This window comes from Staphylococcus sp. AntiMn-1 (assembly GCF_001663395.1).
GTDB classification, from domain to species: domain Bacteria; phylum Bacillota; class Bacilli; order Staphylococcales; family Staphylococcaceae; genus Staphylococcus; species Staphylococcus equorum.
This window is the reverse complement of the sequence record NZ_CP012968.1, coordinates 683,929-706,306: the sequence shown is the minus strand read 5'-3', so window position 1 is coordinate 706,306 and position 22,378 is coordinate 683,929. Positions and strand designations below refer to the sequence as shown.

General features: G+C 32.2%; 15 protein-coding genes and 4 pseudogenes. 18 read left to right on the top strand and 1 reads right to left on the bottom strand.

Annotated features, from left to right (window positions below):
* Positions 1-3 precede the first annotated feature (3 nt).
* Together infB and AOB58_RS03480 are read left to right on the top strand one after the other, a co-directional pair.
* Positions 4-2,115: a translation initiation factor IF-2 gene (gene infB, locus AOB58_RS03485; protein ID WP_064782957.1), complete on the top strand. Its 2,112-nt coding sequence runs from the start codon at positions 4-6 to the stop codon at positions 2,113-2,115.
* 521 nt (positions 2,116-2,636) lie between these two features.
* Entirely contained in the window at positions 2,637-3,635 is a 999-nt protein-coding gene (locus AOB58_RS03480) for a hypothetical protein (protein WP_046465283.1), read from the top strand.
* Positions 3,636-3,699: 64 nt separating this feature from the next.
* Here AOB58_RS03480 and AOB58_RS03475 read toward each other — a convergent pair whose 3' ends face one another.
* Positions 3,700-4,572 carry an HTH domain-containing protein gene (locus AOB58_RS03475; RefSeq protein WP_021338744.1) on the bottom strand — a complete coding sequence of 291 codons (873 nt, stop codon included), beginning with the start codon at positions 4,570-4,572 and terminating at the stop codon, positions 3,700-3,702.
* Between the two features lie 435 nt (positions 4,573-5,007).
* On the opposite strand from AOB58_RS03475, the gene rbfA reads away from it, so the two are divergent.
* The 16 genes and pseudogenes from rbfA (at position 5,008) to AOB58_RS03400 (ending at position 22,343) form a co-directional block, all read left to right on the top strand.
* Positions 5,008-5,355 carry a 30S ribosome-binding factor RbfA gene (gene rbfA, locus AOB58_RS03470; RefSeq protein ID WP_031265894.1) on the top strand — a complete coding sequence of 116 codons (348 nt, stop codon included), beginning with the start codon at positions 5,008-5,010 and terminating at the stop codon, positions 5,353-5,355.
* A 128-nt stretch (positions 5,356-5,483) separates the two neighbouring features.
* Entirely contained in the window at positions 5,484-6,401 is a 918-nt protein-coding gene (gene truB, locus AOB58_RS03465) for a tRNA pseudouridine(55) synthase TruB (RefSeq protein ID WP_002507841.1), read from the top strand.
* Between the two features lie 13 nt (positions 6,402-6,414).
* The gene (gene ribF, locus AOB58_RS03460; protein ID WP_002507840.1) at positions 6,415-7,386 is read left to right on the top strand and encodes a riboflavin biosynthesis protein RibF; all 972 of its coding nucleotides are present in this window, start codon (positions 6,415-6,417) and stop codon (positions 7,384-7,386) included.
* 104 nt (positions 7,387-7,490) lie between these two features.
* The gene (rpsO, locus tag AOB58_RS03455) at positions 7,491-7,760 is read left to right on the top strand and encodes a 30S ribosomal protein S15 (RefSeq protein WP_021338745.1); all 270 of its coding nucleotides are present in this window, start codon (positions 7,491-7,493) and stop codon (positions 7,758-7,760) included.
* A gap of 154 nt (positions 7,761-7,914) precedes the next feature.
* Positions 7,915-10,012, top strand: a pseudogene (gene pnp / locus AOB58_RS03450) (polyribonucleotide nucleotidyltransferase).
* Positions 10,013-10,407: 395 nt separating this feature from the next.
* Positions 10,408-12,078 (top strand): annotated as a pseudogene (gene rnjB, locus AOB58_RS03445) (ribonuclease J2).
* Between the two features lie 307 nt (positions 12,079-12,385).
* Positions 12,386-13,209, top strand: a pseudogene (locus tag AOB58_RS14030) (DNA translocase FtsK 4TM domain-containing protein); the annotation flags it as partial.
* A gap of 179 nt (positions 13,210-13,388) precedes the next feature.
* Positions 13,389-14,834 (top strand): annotated as a pseudogene (locus AOB58_RS14025) (DNA translocase FtsK); the annotation flags it as partial.
* Between the two features lie 2 nt (positions 14,835-14,836).
* The gene (locus AOB58_RS03435) at positions 14,837-15,550 is read left to right on the top strand and encodes a GntR family transcriptional regulator (RefSeq protein WP_021338749.1); all 714 of its coding nucleotides are present in this window, start codon (positions 14,837-14,839) and stop codon (positions 15,548-15,550) included.
* Positions 15,551-15,560: 10 nt separating this feature from the next.
* Positions 15,561-16,850, top strand: a complete 1,290-nt coding sequence (gene yfmF / locus AOB58_RS03430; RefSeq protein ID WP_031265898.1) for an EF-P 5-aminopentanol modification-associated protein YfmF — start codon at positions 15,561-15,563, stop codon at positions 16,848-16,850.
* A complete protein-coding gene (gene yfmH, locus AOB58_RS03425; protein ID WP_021338751.1) occupies positions 16,850-18,136 on the top strand; it encodes an EF-P 5-aminopentanol modification-associated protein YfmH in 1,287 nt (428 codons plus the stop codon). Before yfmF ends, yfmH begins: the two co-directional genes overlap by 1 nt.
* Before the next feature lies 1 nt (position 18,137).
* Positions 18,138-18,842, top strand: a complete 705-nt coding sequence (ymfI, locus tag AOB58_RS03420) for an elongation factor P 5-aminopentanone reductase (protein WP_021338752.1) — start codon at positions 18,138-18,140, stop codon at positions 18,840-18,842.
* Between the two features lie 163 nt (positions 18,843-19,005).
* Positions 19,006-19,836 carry a YmfK family protein gene (locus AOB58_RS03415; protein ID WP_021338753.1) on the top strand — a complete coding sequence of 277 codons (831 nt, stop codon included), beginning with the start codon at positions 19,006-19,008 and terminating at the stop codon, positions 19,834-19,836.
* A 33-nt stretch (positions 19,837-19,869) separates the two neighbouring features.
* Positions 19,870-20,262 (top strand): helix-turn-helix domain-containing protein, encoded by a 393-nt coding sequence (locus AOB58_RS03410; protein ID WP_002507830.1) that lies wholly within the window; start codon positions 19,870-19,872, stop codon positions 20,260-20,262.
* A 52-nt stretch (positions 20,263-20,314) separates the two neighbouring features.
* Positions 20,315-20,893, top strand: coding sequence for a CDP-diacylglycerol--glycerol-3-phosphate 3-phosphatidyltransferase (gene pgsA / locus AOB58_RS03405; protein ID WP_002507829.1), 579 nt, complete (start codon positions 20,315-20,317; stop codon positions 20,891-20,893).
* 307 nt (positions 20,894-21,200) lie between these two features.
* Positions 21,201-22,343, top strand: coding sequence for a CinA family nicotinamide mononucleotide deamidase-related protein (locus AOB58_RS03400; RefSeq protein WP_021338754.1), 1,143 nt, complete (start codon positions 21,201-21,203; stop codon positions 22,341-22,343).
* The last annotated feature ends 35 nt before the right edge of the window (positions 22,344-22,378 follow it).

Genomic DNA, 22,378 nt, shown 5'->3' with positions numbered 1-22,378 from the left:
TATATGAGTAAACAAAGAATTTACGAATACGCTAAAGATTTAAAATTAAAGAGTAGAGATATTATCGACGAATTGCAGAAGATGGACGTTGAGGTAACAAGTCATATGCAAACGTTAGAAGATAATCAAATTCACGCATTAGATAAAATTTACAAACCTGAAAAAGCAAAAGAAGCAGAGAAAAAACAACAAAAAACTGCTCAAAACAAGCAACAATCATCAAATAATAAATGTAACCAAAACAACAAGAATAATCAAAATAATAAAGGTAACCAAAATAATAAATCAAACAACAATAAACCGAATAACAAAAAGAATAATAAAAAATCAAAACAAATCAAACAAGAAGAACCTAAAGAAATTCCAGAAAAAATCACTTATCAAGAAGGTATTACAGTAGGTGAACTTGCGGAGAAATTAAACGTAGAGTCTTCAGGTATTGTTAAAAAACTATTCTTACTTGGTATTATGGCTAATATTAATCAATCATTAGATGAAGAAACACTAGAGTTAATCGTTGATGATTACGGTGTTGAAGCTGAAAAAGAAATTGTTATTGATGAAGAAGATTTATCAATTTACTTCGATGATGAAACTGAAGATGAAGATGCTGTTGAACGTCCAGCAGTTGTTACAATCATGGGACATGTTGACCATGGTAAAACAACGTTACTAGATTCTATTCGTCATACAAAAGTAACAGCTGGAGAAGCTGGTGGTATTACACAACATATTGGTGCTTACCAAATTGAAAATGATGGTAAAAAAATTACATTCCTAGATACTCCAGGTCACGCAGCATTTACAACAATGCGCGCGCGTGGTGCACAAGTAACGGATATAACTATTTTAGTTGTAGCAGCTGATGATGGTGTTATGCCTCAAACAATTGAAGCAATCAATCATGCTAAAGAAGCAAATGTACCTACGATTGTTGCTGTTAACAAGATTGATAAACCGACATCAAATCCAGATCGTGTAATGCAAGAATTAACTGAATATGGTTTAGTACCTGAGGATTGGGGCGGCGATACAATCTTTGTTCCACTCTCAGCATTAAGTGGAGATGGCATTGATGATTTAATAGAAATGATTGTACTTACTTCTGAAGTACAAGAATTAAAAGCTAATCCAAGCAAAAAAGCTGTTGGTACAGTAATCGAAGCTGAATTAGATAAATCACGTGGACCATCAGCCTCATTATTAGTACAAAACGGTACACTTAACGTTGGTGACTCTTTAGTAGTTGGAAATACGTATGGTAGAATTCGTGCTATGGTCAATGACTTAGGTCAACGTATAAAAACTGCAGGACCATCTACACCAGTTGAAATTACTGGTATTCATGATGTGCCAAAAGCAGGCGATCGATTTGTTGTTTTCAAAGATGAAAAACAAGCAAGACGTATTGGTGAATCTCGCCATGAAGCGAACGTAATTCAACAACGTCATGAAAGTAAGAGTGTTTCATTAGATAACTTGTTTGAACAAATGAAACAAGGTGAAATGAAAGATTTAAATGTCATTATTAAAGGCGATGTGCAAGGTTCAGTAGAAGCGCTTGCTGCATCTCTAATGAAGATAGACGTTGAAGGCGTAAATGTACGTATCATTCACACTGCTGTGGGTGCAATCAACGAATCTGACGTTACACTAGCTAACGCTTCAAATGGTATCATTATTGGCTTTAACGTTCGTCCTGATACAGGTGCGAAACGTGCTGCTGAAACTGAAGGCGTTGATATGCGTCTACACCGCGTTATTTATAGTGTTATAGAAGAAATTGAATTCGCAATGAAAGGTATGCTAGATCCAGAATTCGAAGAACAAATTATTGGACAAGCAGAAGTTCGTCAAACGTTCAAAGTTTCTAAAGTTGGTACAATCGCAGGTAGTTATGTTATTGATGGTAAAATCACGCGTAATGCTGGCGTTCGTGTCATTAGAGACAATATTGTACAATTTGAAGGTGAATTAGATACACTAAAACGTTTTAAAGATGATGCTAAAGAAGTTGCTAAAGGTTACGAATGTGGTATCACAGTTGAGAAATACAATGACTTAAAAGAAGGCGACATTATCGAAGCTTTCGAAATGGTTGAAATAAAAAGATAAGTAATTGGAGATTAATCCAATTTAATGACAAGAAAGCCTCCAATAATTTGGAGGCTTTTTATATTGACTTCAGATTTGTATATATGGCAGATAATCACTTCAATTTATAATTTTATGTTGAAAATATGAGTGGATTTTTTAATGTAATTATTAGAATTAAAGTGCTATCCAAAAGTGAAATATATAAGTATAATGATATTATTACATAAAAATCTAACAATTTAGTTTATAGATTAAAATATAACACGACTCAACTATACAACTTCAACTAGAAATAGAAATTTTAACACCTCGTAATAATGTAGCTTACTTTAAATATCAAATTAAAAAACGCCTTAACGAAACAATTTTCACAACAATTAAATCTTATATTAAAAGGGTAACATATGTTTTTCAACATCATATGTACTTATTTGGTTGCGAATAAGTAAAAATATTGTAGTAAAATTTGGGGATAACTATTTTATTGACACTAGTTGTCTATGTACTTAATTACAATTAAATGAAATAGGAGGTTATAAATGATGAGTGAATATTTAAGGGAAATCAATGAATTTTGGCAAGAATATTTAAAGCAATATAACTCTATTTATGATCAAAATACTTTAGAACAAATTATAAAAAATGATGATACAACAGCATTTTTACATCCACAGGATTTAGCGTATTTTAAAGAACATTTTGGGAATAACTTTACTGAAATACCTAGATTTAAAAAAATGATAGACTTTGCAAATGGAAAAGTAATTATTGATAAAAATAGACAAAGAATTTTATTTGAAAATGCAGAAATAAACCCTGCTATAGCTAGACCATATTTTGGAAACCCTGATTTAGCAGATATTGTTATATTAAAAAAACAGCCCGAAAATGATTTTAAAATGTATGAACCCGATATACCAGAATCTGTAGTGATAGATTATCGCCAAAGAATATTATTGGATATACAAGGTAGATTAACATTTAATGGAGAGAAACTGTTTTTACCCTATATCGATAAACATAGATGGTTTATGAAATATTTATATAACGCTTCTTCGACTTTAAAACGTTTTAATATTGATCCAAACAGAGTTATGGTACTTAACTTTTTCCCTTATCAATCGGGTCATACTGCAGGAATACCTAAAGATTTTTTAACATTTAAACATGGCTTACCTTCTCAGCGAATGAGTTTTGATTTGTTGTTGAAACTTTTAAACGATGATAAGCATCGTATATATCTTGTTAGTGAGGAAGAACTATATATTTCGATTTTAAAGAACTTTGCTCATAGTTCTTTATGTGACTATCTAATTGATCATTTATTTGTACTTGCTTCAAAACAAAATCGGCATGTTACTTTATGCAATGTGCTAAGTTACCAAGAACACAAAATACGTTTAAGAAAAAAACAAGAATTGAGTAAAATAGAATACTACAATTGGAATAAAGAACAAAGAGAAAAACGAGAAAAAGGTAATTCAGATTTTTATAGAAAAATTAGCACAATGCAAAAAGATGTAGAACATCAACACTAAAATATAAATTATAAAAAAGCCTATATTCAGCATAGAAGATATCTAAGGCGAGTATAGGCTAATTTTAAATGTCATAGTTTTTAAATATAGTCTGGATATGTGTTTTGAATTCATCTACATAATATTGAGGTTCTATGATTGTAATATACTGTGGATATTCATATGCAATTTGTAGGCTTTCTTTTTTTGAAATAATAATATTAGCGATAGTTCCATAATCACTTTTAGTTGTGTCAATAATAATGAACTGTCTTTGTATTTCGGACCAAAGAGGATCTTTAATAAGTATTTTTACAGCCTGAATATCTGAAAAAATAGCTTTATCAAACACTTCGTCAAGTTGATCGATATTTATAATTGATGACAAATTTAATATTTGTATCTTTCCTTGATACAAATAAGTAAACCAATATTTGTTTGAAAAATATCTAGTATATATAGGTATTACTTTTATAGTCAAATCATGACTTATATGAATTGCAACAAAGTTATTATTTTCAATTGCTAGTTGGAGTCTAAAAATTAACGTGGTTTTGCTCATCTCACGAGTCACTTTGAACTGGCTTAAGAGTTTGTTAGACAATATTTTTTCAGCAAGATTAGAGTTTGCGTTCAGCCCTCTAATGAGATTATAAGTATCTTCATGTATTATCGGTGTGAAATTTTTCAATCTAAAGAGCAAGTTAAGTAATCTATTATTTTTAAATTTATATCTGTCGATTCTTAAACAATGTTTTTCAAAGTTATTATCATATATTATTTCACCATCAAGGCCATGCCATTCATTATCTTCGTATAAAAAATTATTAATATCACTAAAATCTCGCTGTATGGAACGAACATTGACATTTAGTCGCTGGGCGAGTTCTTCTTTATTGAGTTTCTTTCCGTTTAAAAAGCGGGTATAAATATATAAAAGTCTTTCTGGTTTTTCCAATCATTTACAACTCCTAAAATAAATAAAATTAATTATTAAGTTGTCTTATAGTATAACATTATAGTTTATATAATGTGTGAAACTATATAAAAAATATTTATAGACAAAGGAAATGCATTTGTACGTCAGAAAATCCACTTAAAATAACAGTTGGGCATAATATTAAACACTTAAGAAATTTAAAATAGATTTTATTGACTATTAATGAAAAAATGTTTCATAATATAACAGTTAGGAATTAAAATAATGCCTAAGTGTCATAAAATGTTTATTTTTTGTTAATAATGTACAATATAAAGTGTACAGGACTCGAACAAAACTTTTGAAAATAGTAGTTACTGAAATAATAAATTTGTTTGACGTTATGAAATGAACTGTCATATAATCTTTAAGTAAGGAAACATTTCCCGGACAAATAAATCGTGTGAGGTGAATATAATGAATATGAGAGCTGAACGTGTTGGCGAACAGATGAAGCAAGAAATTATGGATATCGCTAATAACAAAGTCAAAGACCCAAGAATCGGATTTTTAACGATTACAGATGTGCAATTAACAAATGATTTATCAATTGCAACAATCTATTTAACAGTATTAGGTAATGAAAAACAAAAAGAAGATACTTTTAAAGGGTTAGAAAAGGCAAAAGGTTTTATTAAATCTGAACTAGGTTCAAGAATGAGATTACGAATTATTCCTGAATTGAATTTTGAATATGATGAATCAATTGATTACGGAAATAAAATTGAAAGAATGATTCAAGATTTACACAAAAAAGATTAATTATTATAACAAGCTGGAACAAAATCTCTTTAGATTTTATGTTTCAGCTTTTTTACGTAACACAAAGTAAGCTGAGTCATGTTAATATGTAAGTAATGTAAAAAAAGAGCATTAAAGGTGGCGTGGAAATGTATAATGGTATTTTGCCTGTGTATAAAGAACGTGGTTTAACAAGCCACGATGTAGTATTTAAATTGAGGAAAATTTTAAAAACAAAAAAAGTTGGACATACTGGTACTTTAGACCCTGAAGTATCAGGCGTTTTACCTATATGTATTGGTGGTGCAACAAAAGTTAGTGATTACATCATGGATATGGGAAAATCTTATAAAGCGACTGTTACACTTGGAAGCAGTACAACTACTGAAGATCAAACTGGTGAAATCCTTGAGCAAACAACTATTGCTCAAGATGAAATTATAGCTCAGGACATTGATCAAATATTGAATCAATTTGAAGGAACGATTACTCAAATACCACCGATGTACTCATCAGTAAAAGTGAATGGGAAAAAATTATACGAATATGCAAGGAATAATGAAGAAGTAGAAAGACCAGAGCGACAAGTTAATATTATACAAATTAAACGCACATCAGAACTTCGCTTTGAAGACGAAAGTTGCCATTTCGATATTTTAGTTGAATGTGGCAAAGGAACATACATCAGAACTTTAGCGACAGATATTGGAAAAGCCTTAGCATTTCCAGCCCATATGTCAAAATTAACTAGAATTCAAAGTGGTGGGTTTGATTTAGAGGAGAGTCTCACACTCAATGACGTTGCAGAATTACATGAGCATGACACGTTACAAGAAAAGTTATTTCCTATAGAATATGGGTTAAAAGGTTTAAAACAAATTTTGATTTCAGATGAAATAGTAAAAAGCAAAATTTTAAACGGCCAAAAATTTTATAAAAAAGAATTCACAGAAGCAATAGATACGATAGTGGCATTAGTAGATGTTACAGACAATAAAGTCTTAGCAATTTATGCACCACATCCTGAAAAAAATGACGAAATTAAGCCTAAGAAGGTATTTAACTAAAGGAGAAATACGCATGAAAGTGATAGAAGTAGCTCATCCAATTCAAGAAGATCAATATATAACGGAAGACGTTGCCATGGCTTTTGGTTTTTTTGATGGCATGCATAAGGGACATGCGAAAGTATTTGATACTCTAGAGCAAAAAGCAAAATCATCCAATTTAAAAAAAGCTGTGATGACGTTTGATCCTCATCCTTCGGTAGTTCTAAATCCTGAACGGAAACGTACTGATTATTTAACACCAATACAAGATAAAGTTGAAATATTAGAGTCTTATGGCATAGATTATTGTATTGTTATTAACTTTTCTTCAAAATTTGCCAATGTACCCGCTGAAACTTTTATAGAAGAATATATTATAAAAAATAATGTAAAAGAAGTAATAGCTGGTTTTGATTTTACATTTGGTAAATTTGGAAAAGGTAATATGATGATATTAAATGAAATGACTGAATTTAATACGACAGTTGTAAGTAAACAAGAAATAGAATCCGAAAAAATTTCCACGACGGAAATTAGAAAATCGCTTAAAACAGGCGACTTGCAAAAGGCTAATGAAGAATTAGACTATCTCTACCGCATTAAAGGAACAGTAGTACAAGGTGAAAAACGTGGCAGAACAATTGGATTTCCAACAGCAAACGTTCAACCTAGTGGTGATTATGTATTGCCTAAAAATGGTGTTTACGCAGTTAGTATGGAAATCGGGGCAAATAAAAAAGTTTATAGAGGTGTGGCCAATGTGGGTGTAAAACCTACATTTCATGATCCTTCTAAAGCACAAGTAGTTATAGAAGTGAATTTATTTGATTTTAACGAAAATATTTACGGCGAGCGTGTCACTGTATTTTGGCATCATTATTTAAGACCAGAAATTAAATTTGATGGGATAGATCCTTTAGTAGAACAAATGAATAAAGATAAAGAAAAAGCAAAATACTTATTATCGGTTGATTTTGGAGACGAAATATCATATAATATTTAAGTCGAATGTGTTTTACACATTTAAGGCACCTTTATCTTGGCAGTCCGAGTCTCCAACGGTTCGCTCGGTTAAAGGCGCATAAAAATAAAAGGAGGAAATTGACTATGGCAATTTCACAAGAACGTAAAAATGAACTAATTAAAGAATATCGTACACACGAAGCGGATACTGGGTCACCAGAAGTACAAATCGCTGTGTTAACTGAAGAAATCACTACATTAAACGAACATTTACGTCAACACACGAAAGATCACCATTCACGTCGTGGACTATTAAAAATGGTAGGTCGTCGTAGACATTTACTTAACTATTTACGTGACAAAGATGTACAACGTTACCGTGAATTAATTAAATCATTAGGTATCCGTCGTTAATTTTAATATGGATATTGATAGGGAAAGAACCTTTAGGGTCCTTTCCCTTTTTTATAATCTAGAAAGCATATTATTTAAAAAGTAATATACTAATATAAAATTTTTCTGAGAAATGATATGATATAACTAATAGATATATGAGAGGAGATTCGTAATGTCTCAAGAGAAAAAAGTTTTTAAAACTGAATGGGCAAATAGATCATTAACGATTGAAACAGGGCAACTTGCTAAACAAGCTAACGGTGCTGTGTTAGTTCGTTATGGTGATACAGTAGTATTATCTACTGCAGTAGCTTCAAAAGAACCACGCGATGTTGACTTTTTCCCATTAATGGTAAATTATGAAGAAAAAATGTATGCAGCAGGTAAAATTCCTGGTGGGTTTAAAAAACGTGAGGGACGTCCAAGTGACGAAGCAACATTAACTGCGCGCTTAATCGACAGACCAATTCGTCCACTTTTCCCTAAAGGATATAAACATGATGTACAAATCATGAATACCGTATTAAGTGCTGATCCTGACTGTTCTCCAGAAATGGCAGCAATGATAGGTTCATCTATGGCACTTAGTGTCTCGGACATTCCATTCCATGGGCCAATTGCTGGTGTAAACGTAGGTTATGTTGATGGTGAATACGTGATTAACCCAACTGTTGCACAGAAAGAAGTGTCGCGTCTTGACTTAGAAGTAGCTGGACACAAAGATGCTGTAAATATGGTTGAAGCAGGGGCAAGTGAAATTACTGAAAGTGAAATGCTTGAGGGAATCTTCTTTGGTCATAATGAAATACAACGTTTAGTTAATTTCCAGCAAGAAATTGTTGATCACATCCAACCAGTGAAAAAACCATTTACACCCGTTGAACAAGACGAAAAGCTTGAAGACAAAGTGAAACAGCTTACTGAAGCCAATGGTTTAAAAGAAGCTGTATTAACGTTTGACAAACAACAACGTGATATCAATCTTGACACATTAAAAGAAAAAGTCGTTGCAGAATTTATTGATGAAGAAGATGCTAATAATGCTGAACTAATTAAAGATGTTCATGGCATTTTAAATAGTTTAGTAAAAGAAGAAGTAAGAAGATTAATCGCTGAAGAAAAAATCAGACCTGATGGCCGTAAATCAAATGAAATTCGTCCACTAGAATCAGAAGTTGGCGTCTTACCACGAGTACATGGTTCTGGTTTATTTACACGAGGTCAAACACAAGCACTATCTGTGTTAACATTAGGTTCAATGAGCGAATATCAAATTCTTGATGGTCTTGGTGAGGAACAACAAAAACGTTTCATGCATCATTACAATTTCCCTAATTATTCAGTTGGTGAGACAGGTCCAGTTCGTTCTCCAGGACGTCGTGAAATTGGACACGGTGCTTTAGGTGAACGTGCATTGAGTCATGTGATTCCAGATACTAAAGATTTCCCTTATACTGTAAGAATTGTGAGTGAAGTATTAGAATCAAATGGTTCATCTTCACAAGCGTCAATTTGTGGTTCTACGTTAGCGTTAATGGATGCAGGTGTTCCTATTAAAGCTCCAGTAGCAGGTATTGCTATGGATTAGTAACACGTGATGATAGTTATACTATTTTAACGGATATTCAAGGTATGGAAGATGCTTTAGGTGACATGGACTTTAAAGTAGCAGGTACGCCTGAAGGCATCACTGCAATACAAATGGATATTAAAATTGATGGTTTAACAAAAGAGATTATTAGAGAAGCTTTAGATCAAGCACGAGAAGGTCGTTTAGCTATTTTAGATCATATGTTACAGACAATTGATACAACACGCAGTGAGTTAAGTGCATTTGCACCTAAAGTCGTTACGATGACAATCAAACCTGAAAAAATCAGAGATGTTATTGGTCCTGGTGGTAAGAAAATCAATGAAATCATTGATCAAACAGGTGTGAAACTTGATATTGAACAAGATGGTACAATCTTTATAGGTGCTGTTGATAAAGATGCAATCGCCGAAGCGCGTAGTATCATAGAAGACATTACACGTGAAGCTGAAGTTGGCCAAGTATATGAAGGCAAAGTAAACGTATCGAAAAATACGGTGCATTTGTTGAATTATTCCCTGGTAAAGATGCTTTAGTTCATATTTCACAAATTGCAAATGAACGTATTGATAAAGTAGAAGATGTATTGAAAATTGGAGATACATTTAAAATAAAAGTAACAGAAATTGATAAACAAGGTCGCGTGAATGCGTCTCATAAAGTACTTTTATCAAATTAATATAAAATAAAAATCGAATTTTATTAGAAACTAGTAAATGATATGAATCGCGTTACGATAGAATGTTTCCGTTCTATTTTAATCGGTTTTCATATTAGAGTAACTGGTTTCTTTTTTATTTAATTCCAATGCAAATAGTAGTTAGAATCATTCCATGAATAATGGAATACATAAGTTTATAAGACTAAAGTTTAATTTTTGGTAAATTCATAGTGTCTATTGTAGTAAAAGCGTGAATATGAAAATATCGAAGATTTATAAGTAATTGTTTATTTATTGATATCAATCCCAAACTATTTATAGTAATTACTTTAATAGTGTACATAAAGCCTATTTTAACTTATAATATACTATGAGTTTATATATGGACGGGAATTTAAATAGGAGGTAACATTTTGAGTTTAATAAAGAAAAAAAATAAAAATATTCGTATAATTCCACTTGGCGGAGTTGGAGAAATTGCGAAAAATATGTATGTCGTTGAAGTAGACGATGAAATGTTTATGTTAGATGCAGGACTGATGTTCCCAGAAGATGAAATGCTAGGTGTGGACATTGTAATTCCTGACATTCAATATGTGATTGAGAATAAAGATAAATTAAAAGGTATATTTTTAACGCACGGGCACGAACACGCTATCGGAGCTGTCACATATGTATTAGAACAAGTAGATGCGCCTGTGTATGGTTCTAAACTGACAATTGCGTTAATTAAAGAAAATATGAAAGCACGTAATGTTAATAAAAAAGTAAGATATTATACAGTGAATAATGAATCAGTTATGCGTTTTAAAGGAGTAAACATTACATTTTTCAATACAACGCATAGTATTCCAGACAGTTTAGGCGTATGTATTCATACATCATATGGTGCTATCGTTTATACAGGCGAATTTAAATTTGATCAAAGTCTACAAGGTCATTACGCACCAGACTTGAAAAAAATGACTGAAATAGGCGAAGCGGGTGTGTTTGCGCTTATCAGTGATTCGACTGAGGCAGAAAAAAGGTTATAATACACAGAAAATGTAATTGAATCACATATGTATGATGCATTTACTAAAGTAAAAGGCAGATTGATTGTTTCTTGTTACGCATCGAACTTTATCCGCATTCAGCAAGTATTGAATTTGGCTCAGAGGTTGAATAGAAAAGTTTCTTTCCTAGGCCGTTCATTAGAGAGTTCATTTAATATTGCTAGAAAGATGGGCTATTTTGATATTTCTAAGGACTTATTAATTCCAATTAATGAAGTTGAAAATTATCCTAAAAATGAAGTTATTATTATTGCAACTGGTATGCAAGGTGAACCAGTAGAAGCATTAAGTCAAATGGCTCAAAAGAAACATAAAATAATGAATATTGAACAAGGGGATTCTGTTTTCCTAGCAATTACTGCTTCTGCAAGTATGGAAGTTATCGTTGGTAACACGCTAAATGAATTAGCGCGTGCTGGTGCAGAAATCTTACCTAGTAGTAAAAAAATACACACTTCAAGTCATGGTTGCATGGAAGAATTGAAGATGATGATTAATATTATGAAACCAGAATACTTTATACCAGTAAATGGTGAGTTTAAAATGCAAATTGCTCATGCAAAATTAGCGAATGAATCAGGTGTACAACCTGAGAAAATCTTCCTTGTGGAAAAAGGTGATGTCGTTAACTATGATGGTGACGAAATGATTTTAAATGAAAAAGTAAATTTTGGTAATGTACTTATCGATGGTATAGGTGTTGGAGACGTAGGAAATATCGTTCTGAGAGATCGTCATTTATTAGCAGAAGATGGTATCTTTATTGCGGTCGTAACACTTGATCCGAAAAATAGACGAATTGCAGCCGGACCAGAAATTCAATCTAGAGGTTTCGTTTATGTTAGAGAAAGTGAAGCTTTATTAAATGAAGCTGAAGAAAAAGTACGTGAAATCGTTGAACTAGGACTACAAGAGAAACGAATTGAATGGTCTGAAATCAAACAAAGTATGCGTGATCAAATTAGCAAATTATTATTTGAAAACACGAAACGTCGTCCAATGATCATTCCAGTTATTTCTGAAATTTAATAGTTTCCATACTAAACAAAGAGGTTAAGACAAACGCTTAGGTAAACATATTTAAAAGTAGATTGCAGTTGATTGTTATATCTTAAATATGACATGCAAGCAACCTTTAAATCCACTCAAAGCGAATATTGTCTTACCTCTTTTGTGTTATTATAGAATACAAATAAACTTTTATTATACAATCATACTTATATAATAAAAGCTAAATACATATTATTTACGATAAATAAAAGTGATTCACATAAGAATCAATGGGTATATAATTAAAATGAAATTGAAATCAGAGTTAGAAAAGTAGGTGTGGAACGTGGCACAAACAAAAAAGAGAACTACAACTAAGAGAAAACCAACAAATACAAGAAAAAAACAACAAATAAAAAGAAAAACAAAGCGACAGTCCTATAAGATATGTTTTTGCTATTATCGTCTTTGTATTAATTGTACTAGGCGCGTTTCAGCTTGGTATTATTGGAACAATGATAGATAGTTTCTTGAATTATTTATTTGGTAATAGCCGTTACTTAACTTATATATTACTATTTATAGGTACAATATTTATTACTTATTATAAAGCTTTACCAAAGACAAGACGTACAGTTGGTGCTTTTATATTACAATTAGCACTACTATTAGTGACGCAAATCTTTTTTTACTTTACTAATAATGCACAAGCTCAACGGGAACCAGTATTGTCATTTGTCTATAAGGCTTATGAACAGACAAACTTTCCTGATTTTGGTGGAGGATTAATAGGATATTACTTATTAACTTTATTCACGCCTTTAATTTCTATTATTGGTATTATTATTGTGACAATTTTATTGATGGCTTCAAGTGCAATTTTACTTTTAAAACAAAGTCATCGTGATGTGTCGAAAATCGTATTTGAAAAGATGAAAGTTAAAGGTCAAGATGCTTCAGTAAACTTAAAAGAAAAAAGAAAACAAAATAGAATTAAGAAAGATGCTAAAGCGCGTGTGAAAGCAGAGAAAAAAGCTGAATTACAAGCACAACAAGCTGCTACTCAGGATAAAGCCAATAATGAAGTTAAAGATGTAAGTGATTTACCTGAAGTTTCAAATTTAACTGCAGAACAGCAACAATCCATACCTATATATGGACATGGTGATAACGATGATGATAGCGCTCAACCTACCGAAAATAAAAATTATAAACGTAGCCAACGTAATCTAAATCAAGAAGACACCAATGGACAAATATCATCACAACAAAGTTCTAAAGAGGAACAAGCTTCATTAGATCAGTTGATAGATGAATCTGAACAACCATTAGATGAAGATGGTGCAAATTCCATATCTGAAGCAGGTGAAGTTGAAAACGAAGCATATACAATACCGCCGCTTTCTTTGCTTAATCAACCTGCCAAGCAAAAAGCTACATCTAAGGCAGAAGTACAAAAAAAAGGACAGTTACTAGAAACAACACTCAAAAACTTTGGTGTGAATGCAAGGGTGACTCAAATAAAAATTGGTCCAGCAGTCACGCAATATGAAATACAACCTGCGCAAGGTGTGAAAGTAAGTAAAATCGTTAATTTACATAATGATATTGCTTTAGCACTTGCTGCGAAAGATATCCGTATAGAAGCGCCAATACCTGGACGGTCAGCTGTCGGTATAGAAGTGCCGAATGACAAGGTCTCGCTTGTTTCATTAAAAGAAGTATTAGATGAGAAGTTTCCTGCTAAAAACAAATTAGAAGTTGGATTAGGTAGAGATATTTCGGGTGATCCAATTACAGTTGAATTAAATAAAATGCCTCACTTACTCGTAGCAGGTTCAACTGGTAGTGGTAAGTCAGTTTGTATTAACGGTATTATTACAAGTATTTTACTTAATGCTAAGCCACATGAAGTAAAACTTATGTTAATTGATCCAAAAATGGTAGAGTTGAATGTATATAATGGTATACCTCATTTGCTTATACCTGTTGTGACAAATCCACATAAAGCATCACAAGCACTAGAAAAAGTAGTTGCTGAAATGGAAAGACGTTACGATCTATTCCAACATTCTTCAACTAGAAACATTGAAGGCTACAACGAAGCAATTAAACGACAAAATAAGGAACTAGAAGAGAAAAAATCTGAGTTACCGTATATAGTGGTGATTGTTGATGAATTAGCAGATCTAATGATGGTTGCAGGTAAAGATGTGGAAAATGCAATCCAACGTATTACTCAAATGGCACGTGCAGCAGGTATTCATTTAATTATTGCAACGCAACGCCCATCTGTAGATGTTATAACTGGTATAATCAAAAATAATATTCCATCAAGAATCGCTTTCGCTGTGAGTTCACAAATTGACTCTAGAACGATTATAGATAGTGGCGGTGCAGACAAGTTACTAGGTAAAGGTGATATGTTATATGTTGCAAATGGTGGTTCTACGAGAACACGTGTGCAAGGTGCATTTTTAAGCGATCAAGAGGTACAAGATATTGTTAATTATGTGGTTGAACAACAAAAAGCGAACTATGTTAAAGAAATGGAACCAGATGCACCAGTTGAAAAATCAGAAATGAAGAGTGAAGATTCACTTTATGATGAAGCATATATATTTATAATTGAACAACAAAAAGCAAGTACATCCTTGTTACAAAGACAGTTTAGAATTGGTTATAATCGAGCTTCAAGATTGATGGATGATTTAGAACGGAATCAAGTTATTGGACCACAAAAAGGTAGCAAACCTAGACAGATACTTGTGGATTTAGATAGTGATGAGGTGTAATTATGGAACTTACTTCTGTGTATAAAGTTAAAGAGTGGATGATTCAACAAATTAAAGAAGGTAAATTGAGTCCTGGAGAGCCATTGCCAAGTAATTTAGCAGTGGCTAGAACACTAAATGTTAAAACAGATGACGTTTACGATGCTGTGGATGAATTGATTACAGAGCAAGTATTATCTAATAATTTAGAGGAAGGTGCGAGTGTTAAATCACTGCACCCATTCTTCTATCCTTTAGGTGAACTTGTAAGTATTAGTCAAATGATAGAGCAACAAGGCTTTAACGCTAGAACAGAATTTATAAGCTTAGATGAAAAACCGGCTACTTCATTGGATGCATTAAGATTAAACATTCCTGATAAAGCTTCTGTGACCATTATAGAGCGTGTGAGACTCGCAGATCGACAACCAGTAGTATATTGCTTAGATAAAGTGCCTGCTGATGATTTAACGTGTGCCCAGTATCAAAACAGTGATGAATCTTTATTAAATGCGATTGAAGCTTATGCTAATAAAAAAGTTGCCTATGCAAATACAGAAATAGAGGCCATAAGTTATGAACCTCATATCTCGGATGTGCTAGATGCATCACCGCATGAAGGGCTCATGCTTTTGAAATTAATACATTATGATAATGATGATAATCCAATACTTTATTCTTTTAATTATTTCAAAAGTAGTTTAGTAAAATTTAAAACGGTTAGAAATAGAATATAAAAACAAAATTATGAAAGCGAGGCATGACAATTTGAAGATAGATAAACAGCAAAATGACTTGCATATAAAAGTAATGCCAACAACAAAATTTAAAACAACCACAATCACATTGAAATTTATGGCGCCATTAGATAGCGAAACAATGACAGCACGTTCACTATTGAGCAAAGTACTCGTTCGTGCGACAAAACAATGGCCAACGGATAAAGCATTTAACCAACACTTATCACAATTATATGGTGCATACGTTAACAGTTTTATTTCGAAATTCAAAGACAAGCATGTAATTACAATATCTTTAGAAATCGTAAATGAACGTTATTTAAAAGATCAAACACCATTATTTGAAAAGGGTTTGGATCTACTAAAAGAAATGATTTGGAACCCGTTAATTACAGATGGTGAATTTGATGAAACTTTTGTTGCACAAGAAAAATCGTTATTAACAAAAAAATTAGATGCTATAGTTGATAATAAATCACAAATTGCATTTTTAAACTTACTGAAAAATATGTTTGGAGACCAACCTTATCGCCATATAGCGTCAGGGCAAGTAGAATACATATCAGGCATAACACCTAAAAATTTATATCATACATATCAATCTATGCTAAAAGATGACTACTGCGCGGTTTATGTAGTAGGTAACGTAGATGAGCAAGCAGTGAAATCACAAATTCAATCATATTTTGATCTTAAACCTTTTCAATTTGAATTATCACATGCAGTGCCAAAGCCAAAATCACATCATTTACCACAAGAAATTATTGAAACAGATATAGTGGATCAAGCCAAACTAAATATGGGATATAAATTCCCAGCACAATATGGAGATTCACAATACTTTGCTATGGTCGTGTTAAATGTCATGTTTGGTGGAGATCCTTCCTCCGTATTATTTAATGAAGTACGTGAGAAGCAAAGTTTAGCTTATTCGATACACTCTCAAATGGATGCTAAAAATGGTTTTATGTTTGTACTTAGTGGCGTTTCAGCAGATAAATATGAAATAGCTAAAGATACAATAATAGCTGAATTTGAAAAATTTCAACATGGTGAGTTTGATGACGATAAATTAGAGCTAGCGAAAAAAGTGATTATTTCACAACGTCAAGAATCTCATGATAGACCGAAAAGTATTATTGAAATATTAAATAATAATATATTACTTGATGAAGATATGTCAGAAACTAGTTTTATTGAAGGTATACAAAATGTATCTAGAACAGATATTCAGCAATTAGCACAAGAAACAATATTAGATACGATTTACATTTTGACGAAAGGAGGTAATGACTGATGAATGAAAAATATTATAAACAAATAGACGAAAAAGTTTATGAAGCGGAGTTAAATAATGGTCTCAAGTTATTTATTATTCCGAAAAAAGGATTTCAAAAAACCTTCGTAACTTATACAACACAATTTGGTTCATTAGATAATAAATTTAAACCACATGGTAGTGATACATATGTCACAGTTCCAGATGGCGTGGCACACTTTTTAGAACATAAATTATTTGAAAATGAAGAAGAAGACTTATTTACTGCTTTTGCAGAAGACAATGCTCAAGTTAACGCATTTACGAGCTTCGATCGAACAAGCTATCTATTCAGTGCTACCGATAATGTAGACCGCAATATCAAACGCTTATTAACAATGGTAGAAACGCCTTATTTTACTAAAGAGACGGTTGATAAAGAAAAAGGAATCATTGAAGAAGAAATTAAAATGTATCAAGAACAACCTGGTTATAAATTAATGTTCAATACATTAAAAGCTATGTATGAAACACATCCGATTCGTGTGGATATTGCAGGCAGTGTTGAAAGCATTTATGAAATAACTAAAGATGATTTATATCTATGTTACGAAACATTCTACCATCCATCGAACATGGTGTTATTTGTTGTAGGTGATGTAGATGCAGAGCACATTTATGAAGTCATTGCTGAGCACGAAAATAAAAGAGATAAAGTGAATCAACCACAAATTGTCAGAGATGCTTTAAATGAAAAAAGTGAAGTTAATGAATTCAATGTAACAGAATCTATGAAACTTCAATCCCCAAGGTTAATGCTTGGTTTTAAAAACGAAACTTTAAAAAATGAACCTAACGAAGCCTATGTTAAACGTGATTTAGAAATGACACTATTTTATGAAATGGTGTTTGGTGAAGAGACAGATTTTTATCAAACGTTGCTCAATCAAGATTTAATAGATGAAACATTTGGTTATCAATTTGTTTTAGAACCAACCTATAGCTTTTCAGTTATCACGAGTGCAACACAATACCCTGATAAATTGAAAGCACTATTATTAGAGGAATTAGAAAACACACAAGGTAAACTAAGTGATGCAGAGGCCTTTAACTTATTAAAAAAACAATTTATTGGAGAATTTATCTCAGGTTTAAATTCTCCAGAGTATATTGCTAACCAATACACAAAACTTTATTTTGAAGGCGTAAGTTTATTCGACTTATTAGACATTGTTGAGAGTATCACTTTAGATAGCGTGAACGAAACAGCAAATACATGTTTAAATCTAACGCAAGTTGTAGATAGTCGTTTGGAGATGAAATAAAATGAAAGCTTTGGTCATGGGTGGATCTGGTACAATAGGTTCTGCAATTGTCGATCGTTTATTAACGGATGGGTATGAAGTCATCGTACACTATAATAAATCAAACATAGAAACTATAACAAAACGCTATGAACAGAAGTCAGTACAATTTGTAAAATGTGATTTAACTCAGTGTAATGACTTGGACAAAGCTTTTGCTTTCATAAAAAATTTGGATTGTTTAATTTATGCTAGTGGTTCAGCTTTATATGGACAACTACAGGATATGACAGACGAAATGATCGATTCGAGTTATCAAATACATGTGCGTCAATTTATAAGAACAAGTAGATATTTTGCAGATCAATTAAGACAAAGTACAAATGGTAGAATCATCGTTATCTCATCTATATGGGGTGAAACTGGCTCCAGCATGGAGACTGTTTATTCAGCTATGAAAGGTGCTCAAATTAGTTTTGTTAAAGCGCTTAGCCAAGAGTTAGCTATGACGAATGTCACGGTTAATGCTATCGCACCCGGGTTTGTCAGTGGTAACATGACTCAAGTTTGGACAGCAGATGAACTTAGCGAGATAACAAAAGAACTGCCACAACAAAGATTGATTGAACCTGAAGAGATTGCACATACATGTAGTTATTTATGCCACCCATTAGCTAAGAGTATTACTGGAACGATACAAAAAGTAAACGGAGCATGGTATTTATAAATTTTAATATTGTGTAAAAAAATAAGCCAACTATGAAACATTCAATGATATAATAACAATACAATAAATCACAGGATTTAAAAAAGTGATATTAATAGATGTTTCTTGAGCACCAATCTATTATAAAATAACCGTTGTTTTTAAACTAAGGGGTGTTTATTTCATGACAGTAGCTACTAAAAAAGAATGGTATTTAGAATATGAGATAACGTTGAACAGATCAGGTTTATTGGGCGATGTATCTAGTTTGTTAGGTATGATGGGCATCAATATTGTAACAATCAATGGTGTTGATGAAGGTCGTAGAGGTTTACTCATTAAGTCTGATAACTTAGAAAAAGTAAGTAGATTTGAAAATATTGTCACTGAAATTGATGATATTTCTATTACTAAATTACGTAAACCTGAACTTCGTGATCGATTGGCAGTGAGACATGGCAGGTACATAGAGCAAGATGCCGATGATAAAAAGACATTTCGTTTTGAAAGAGAAGACTTAGGTTTGCTCGTTGATTTTATGGCAGAATTATTTAAAGAAGAAGGTCATAAGCTAATAGGAATTAGGGGGATGCCTAGGGTAGGAAAGACAGAATCTATTGTTGCTGGCAGTGTCTGTGCGCATAAACGTTGGTTGTTCATCAGTTCTACATTAATCAAACAAACAGTGCGTAGCTCATTAATTAAAGGTGAGTACGATACTAATCATGTTTATATCATTGACGGAGCAGTAACAGCAAGAGAATCTAATGTAAAACACCAAGAATTAGTAAAAGAAGTTATGAGTTTGCCTTCAATCAAGGTGGTTGAACATCCTGACTTGTTTGTTGAAACAAGTGACTATGAGATGAGCGATTTCGATTATATTATTGAATTAAGAGAAAATAAGAACCAAGAAATTCATTACGAAGAAATGAAGAAACAAACTGTTAAAAGTAAAAACAACTTAGATTTTGGTAACGATGAATTTGGTGGCGGTTTTGGTTTCTTTGAATAAAAAAATGAGTAGTTATCAAGGAGGACTAACATCGTGAACACAGTTGGTCAAACTTTAAAGGGACGTCGAGAACGTTTAGGTATGACTTTAAATGAATTAGAAACACGCACACAGATAAAACGTCAAACTTTGACTTTGATAGAAAATAACGATTTTGAATCATTAAATAAGGTTGATTATGCAGAAGGTTTTATTAAAAAATATGCAAAAGCCGTTAATATTGATTCTGTACAGTTAATTAAAGCACATAGAGACGAAATTCCAAATAATGACGAAAGCATGCAAGAGACGATTGAAGCTTTTTCTAAAGAAAATAAGCCGACATATCGTAGTAAGAATAAAGAGCCGCTGCAAGTAGCTGTTATAGTAAGTGTTGTTATTATCATTTCAGCACTATTATGGATTTTAGCTGTTTTAGTATTATAATTGATTAATATATAGCAACGATTAAGTTATAAAAAAGAAAAGAGGACTTTTTATGAATATACCGAATTGGATAACTGTTTTTAGAGTTATACTAATTCCAATATTTCTTCTATTTGCACTGATAGATTTTGGATTTGGCAACATTTCATTTATCGGTGGTAATGAAATTAGAATTGAATTATTAATTAGTGGTGTTATTTTTATTATCGCGTCGTTAAGTGATTTTGTTGATGGCTATTTAGCAAGAAAATGGGAGCTTGTAACAAATATGGGGAAATTCTTGGACCCATTAGCTGATAAATTACTCGTTTCAAGTGCTTTAATCGCACTTGTGCAAATTGATTTAACAAATTCAATCGTTGCAATTATTATCATTGCACGTGAGTTCGCTGTAACAGGATTACGTTTATTACAAATTGAGCAAGGTTTTGTAAGTGCTGCAGGGCAATTAGGTAAGATTAAAACTGCTGTTACGATGGTTGCTATTGTTTGGATTCTCCTAGGTGATCCTTTAGCAACTTGGATTGGTTTTGAATTAGGACAAGTGCTGTTATACATCGGTGTATTCTTCACAGTGTTATCTGGAATTGAATACTTCTATAAAGGTAGAGATGTATTTAAAGCAAAATAATTGAGGTTAGTTCCAATACATTTACTACTCCCATACTTATCAATAAAATTAAGTACTATGATATAGCAAAACAGTCCAAAGCGATAAAATTTGGGCTGTTTTTATGTTATTTTATCAAATAACAAAAAAATTGATTTGTTAAGATTTACGGAGCTTTTAAAAAGACATAAAAATCTAATCTTTAGTTTTTTAAGGAATTAAGATTTATAATTAAGTTTATCGTAAAACATTTTTCCGCTCGCTTTTAAGTGAGTAAAAAGTATAGACTAAAGTGAATTATGTAACTTAGTGTTGAGGAGGAGAAGTTGTGAAGATATCTATCATTGCGGTGGGCTCAGAATTATTGTTGGGGCAAATAGCTAATACCAATGGTCAATATTTATCAAAATTGCTAAATGGTGTAGGTCACAGTGTGGTAGAGCATACTGTAATCGGTGATAATCCAGAACGATTAGAAAGAGTCATAAAAGCATCATTTAATCATTATGATACTGTTATACTAACAGGTGGCTTAGGCCCAACTAAAGATGACTTAACGAAACATACGGTTGCTAAGGTATTAGGTCGAGAATTAGTAATTGATAAACATGCTTTGAATTACATTGAACAATTCTTCGAAGAACAGAATATTGAAATGACTCCAAATAACCGCCAACAAGCGTTAGTTATAGAAGGTTCACATGTATTAGAAAATAAAGTCGGTATGGCGCCAGGTATGTTAGTAGATCAAGATGAAAGACGTATTGTATTGTTACCAGGGCCACCAAGAGAAATGCAACCTATGGCTAAAAACGAACTTTTGCCATTCTTTTTCAATGGTGAAAGTACTATATTCTCAGAATTATTGCGTTTTGCAGGCATCGGCGAATCTAAAGTAGAAACAGTATTAATGGATTTAATAGATGGACAAACAAATCCTACGATTGCGCCATTGGCTGGAACGCACGAAGTTAATATTAGATTAACGGCAAATGGAGATACGCAACGTGAATGCGAGCAACTCATCGCTCCTATTAAAGCAGAAATTTTATCACGTATTGGTGAATATTATTATGGTTCTGATGATATATTACTGGAACAATCTTTGATGGATCAAATACACCAATCATTTGCTATATATGATGCTGTTACAGATGGAGAATTATATTCCAGACTGCAGAATTTTAATACATCACAATTGCTTCAAGGAATGTTACCACATCATACACAATTTATAGATGAACGTGATACAATTGAAACTCAACTTTCTGTCTCTGCCAATATCGTTAAAGCTTTGTATCAAACAGAAGTTGGTATTTCAATAATGAAGCATAAGGATAAAATTTATTTAGGCATTTTAGAAAATGAGAGACTTGGAATTCAGTCCTTTAAAATGACGCAAAGAAGAAATTCAATAAAAAGCAGAACTCAAAATTTTGTACTAATACGATTACTAAATTGGTTTAAATAAGCATTTAAAGTCTACAAAAATTTAAAAATATAGTA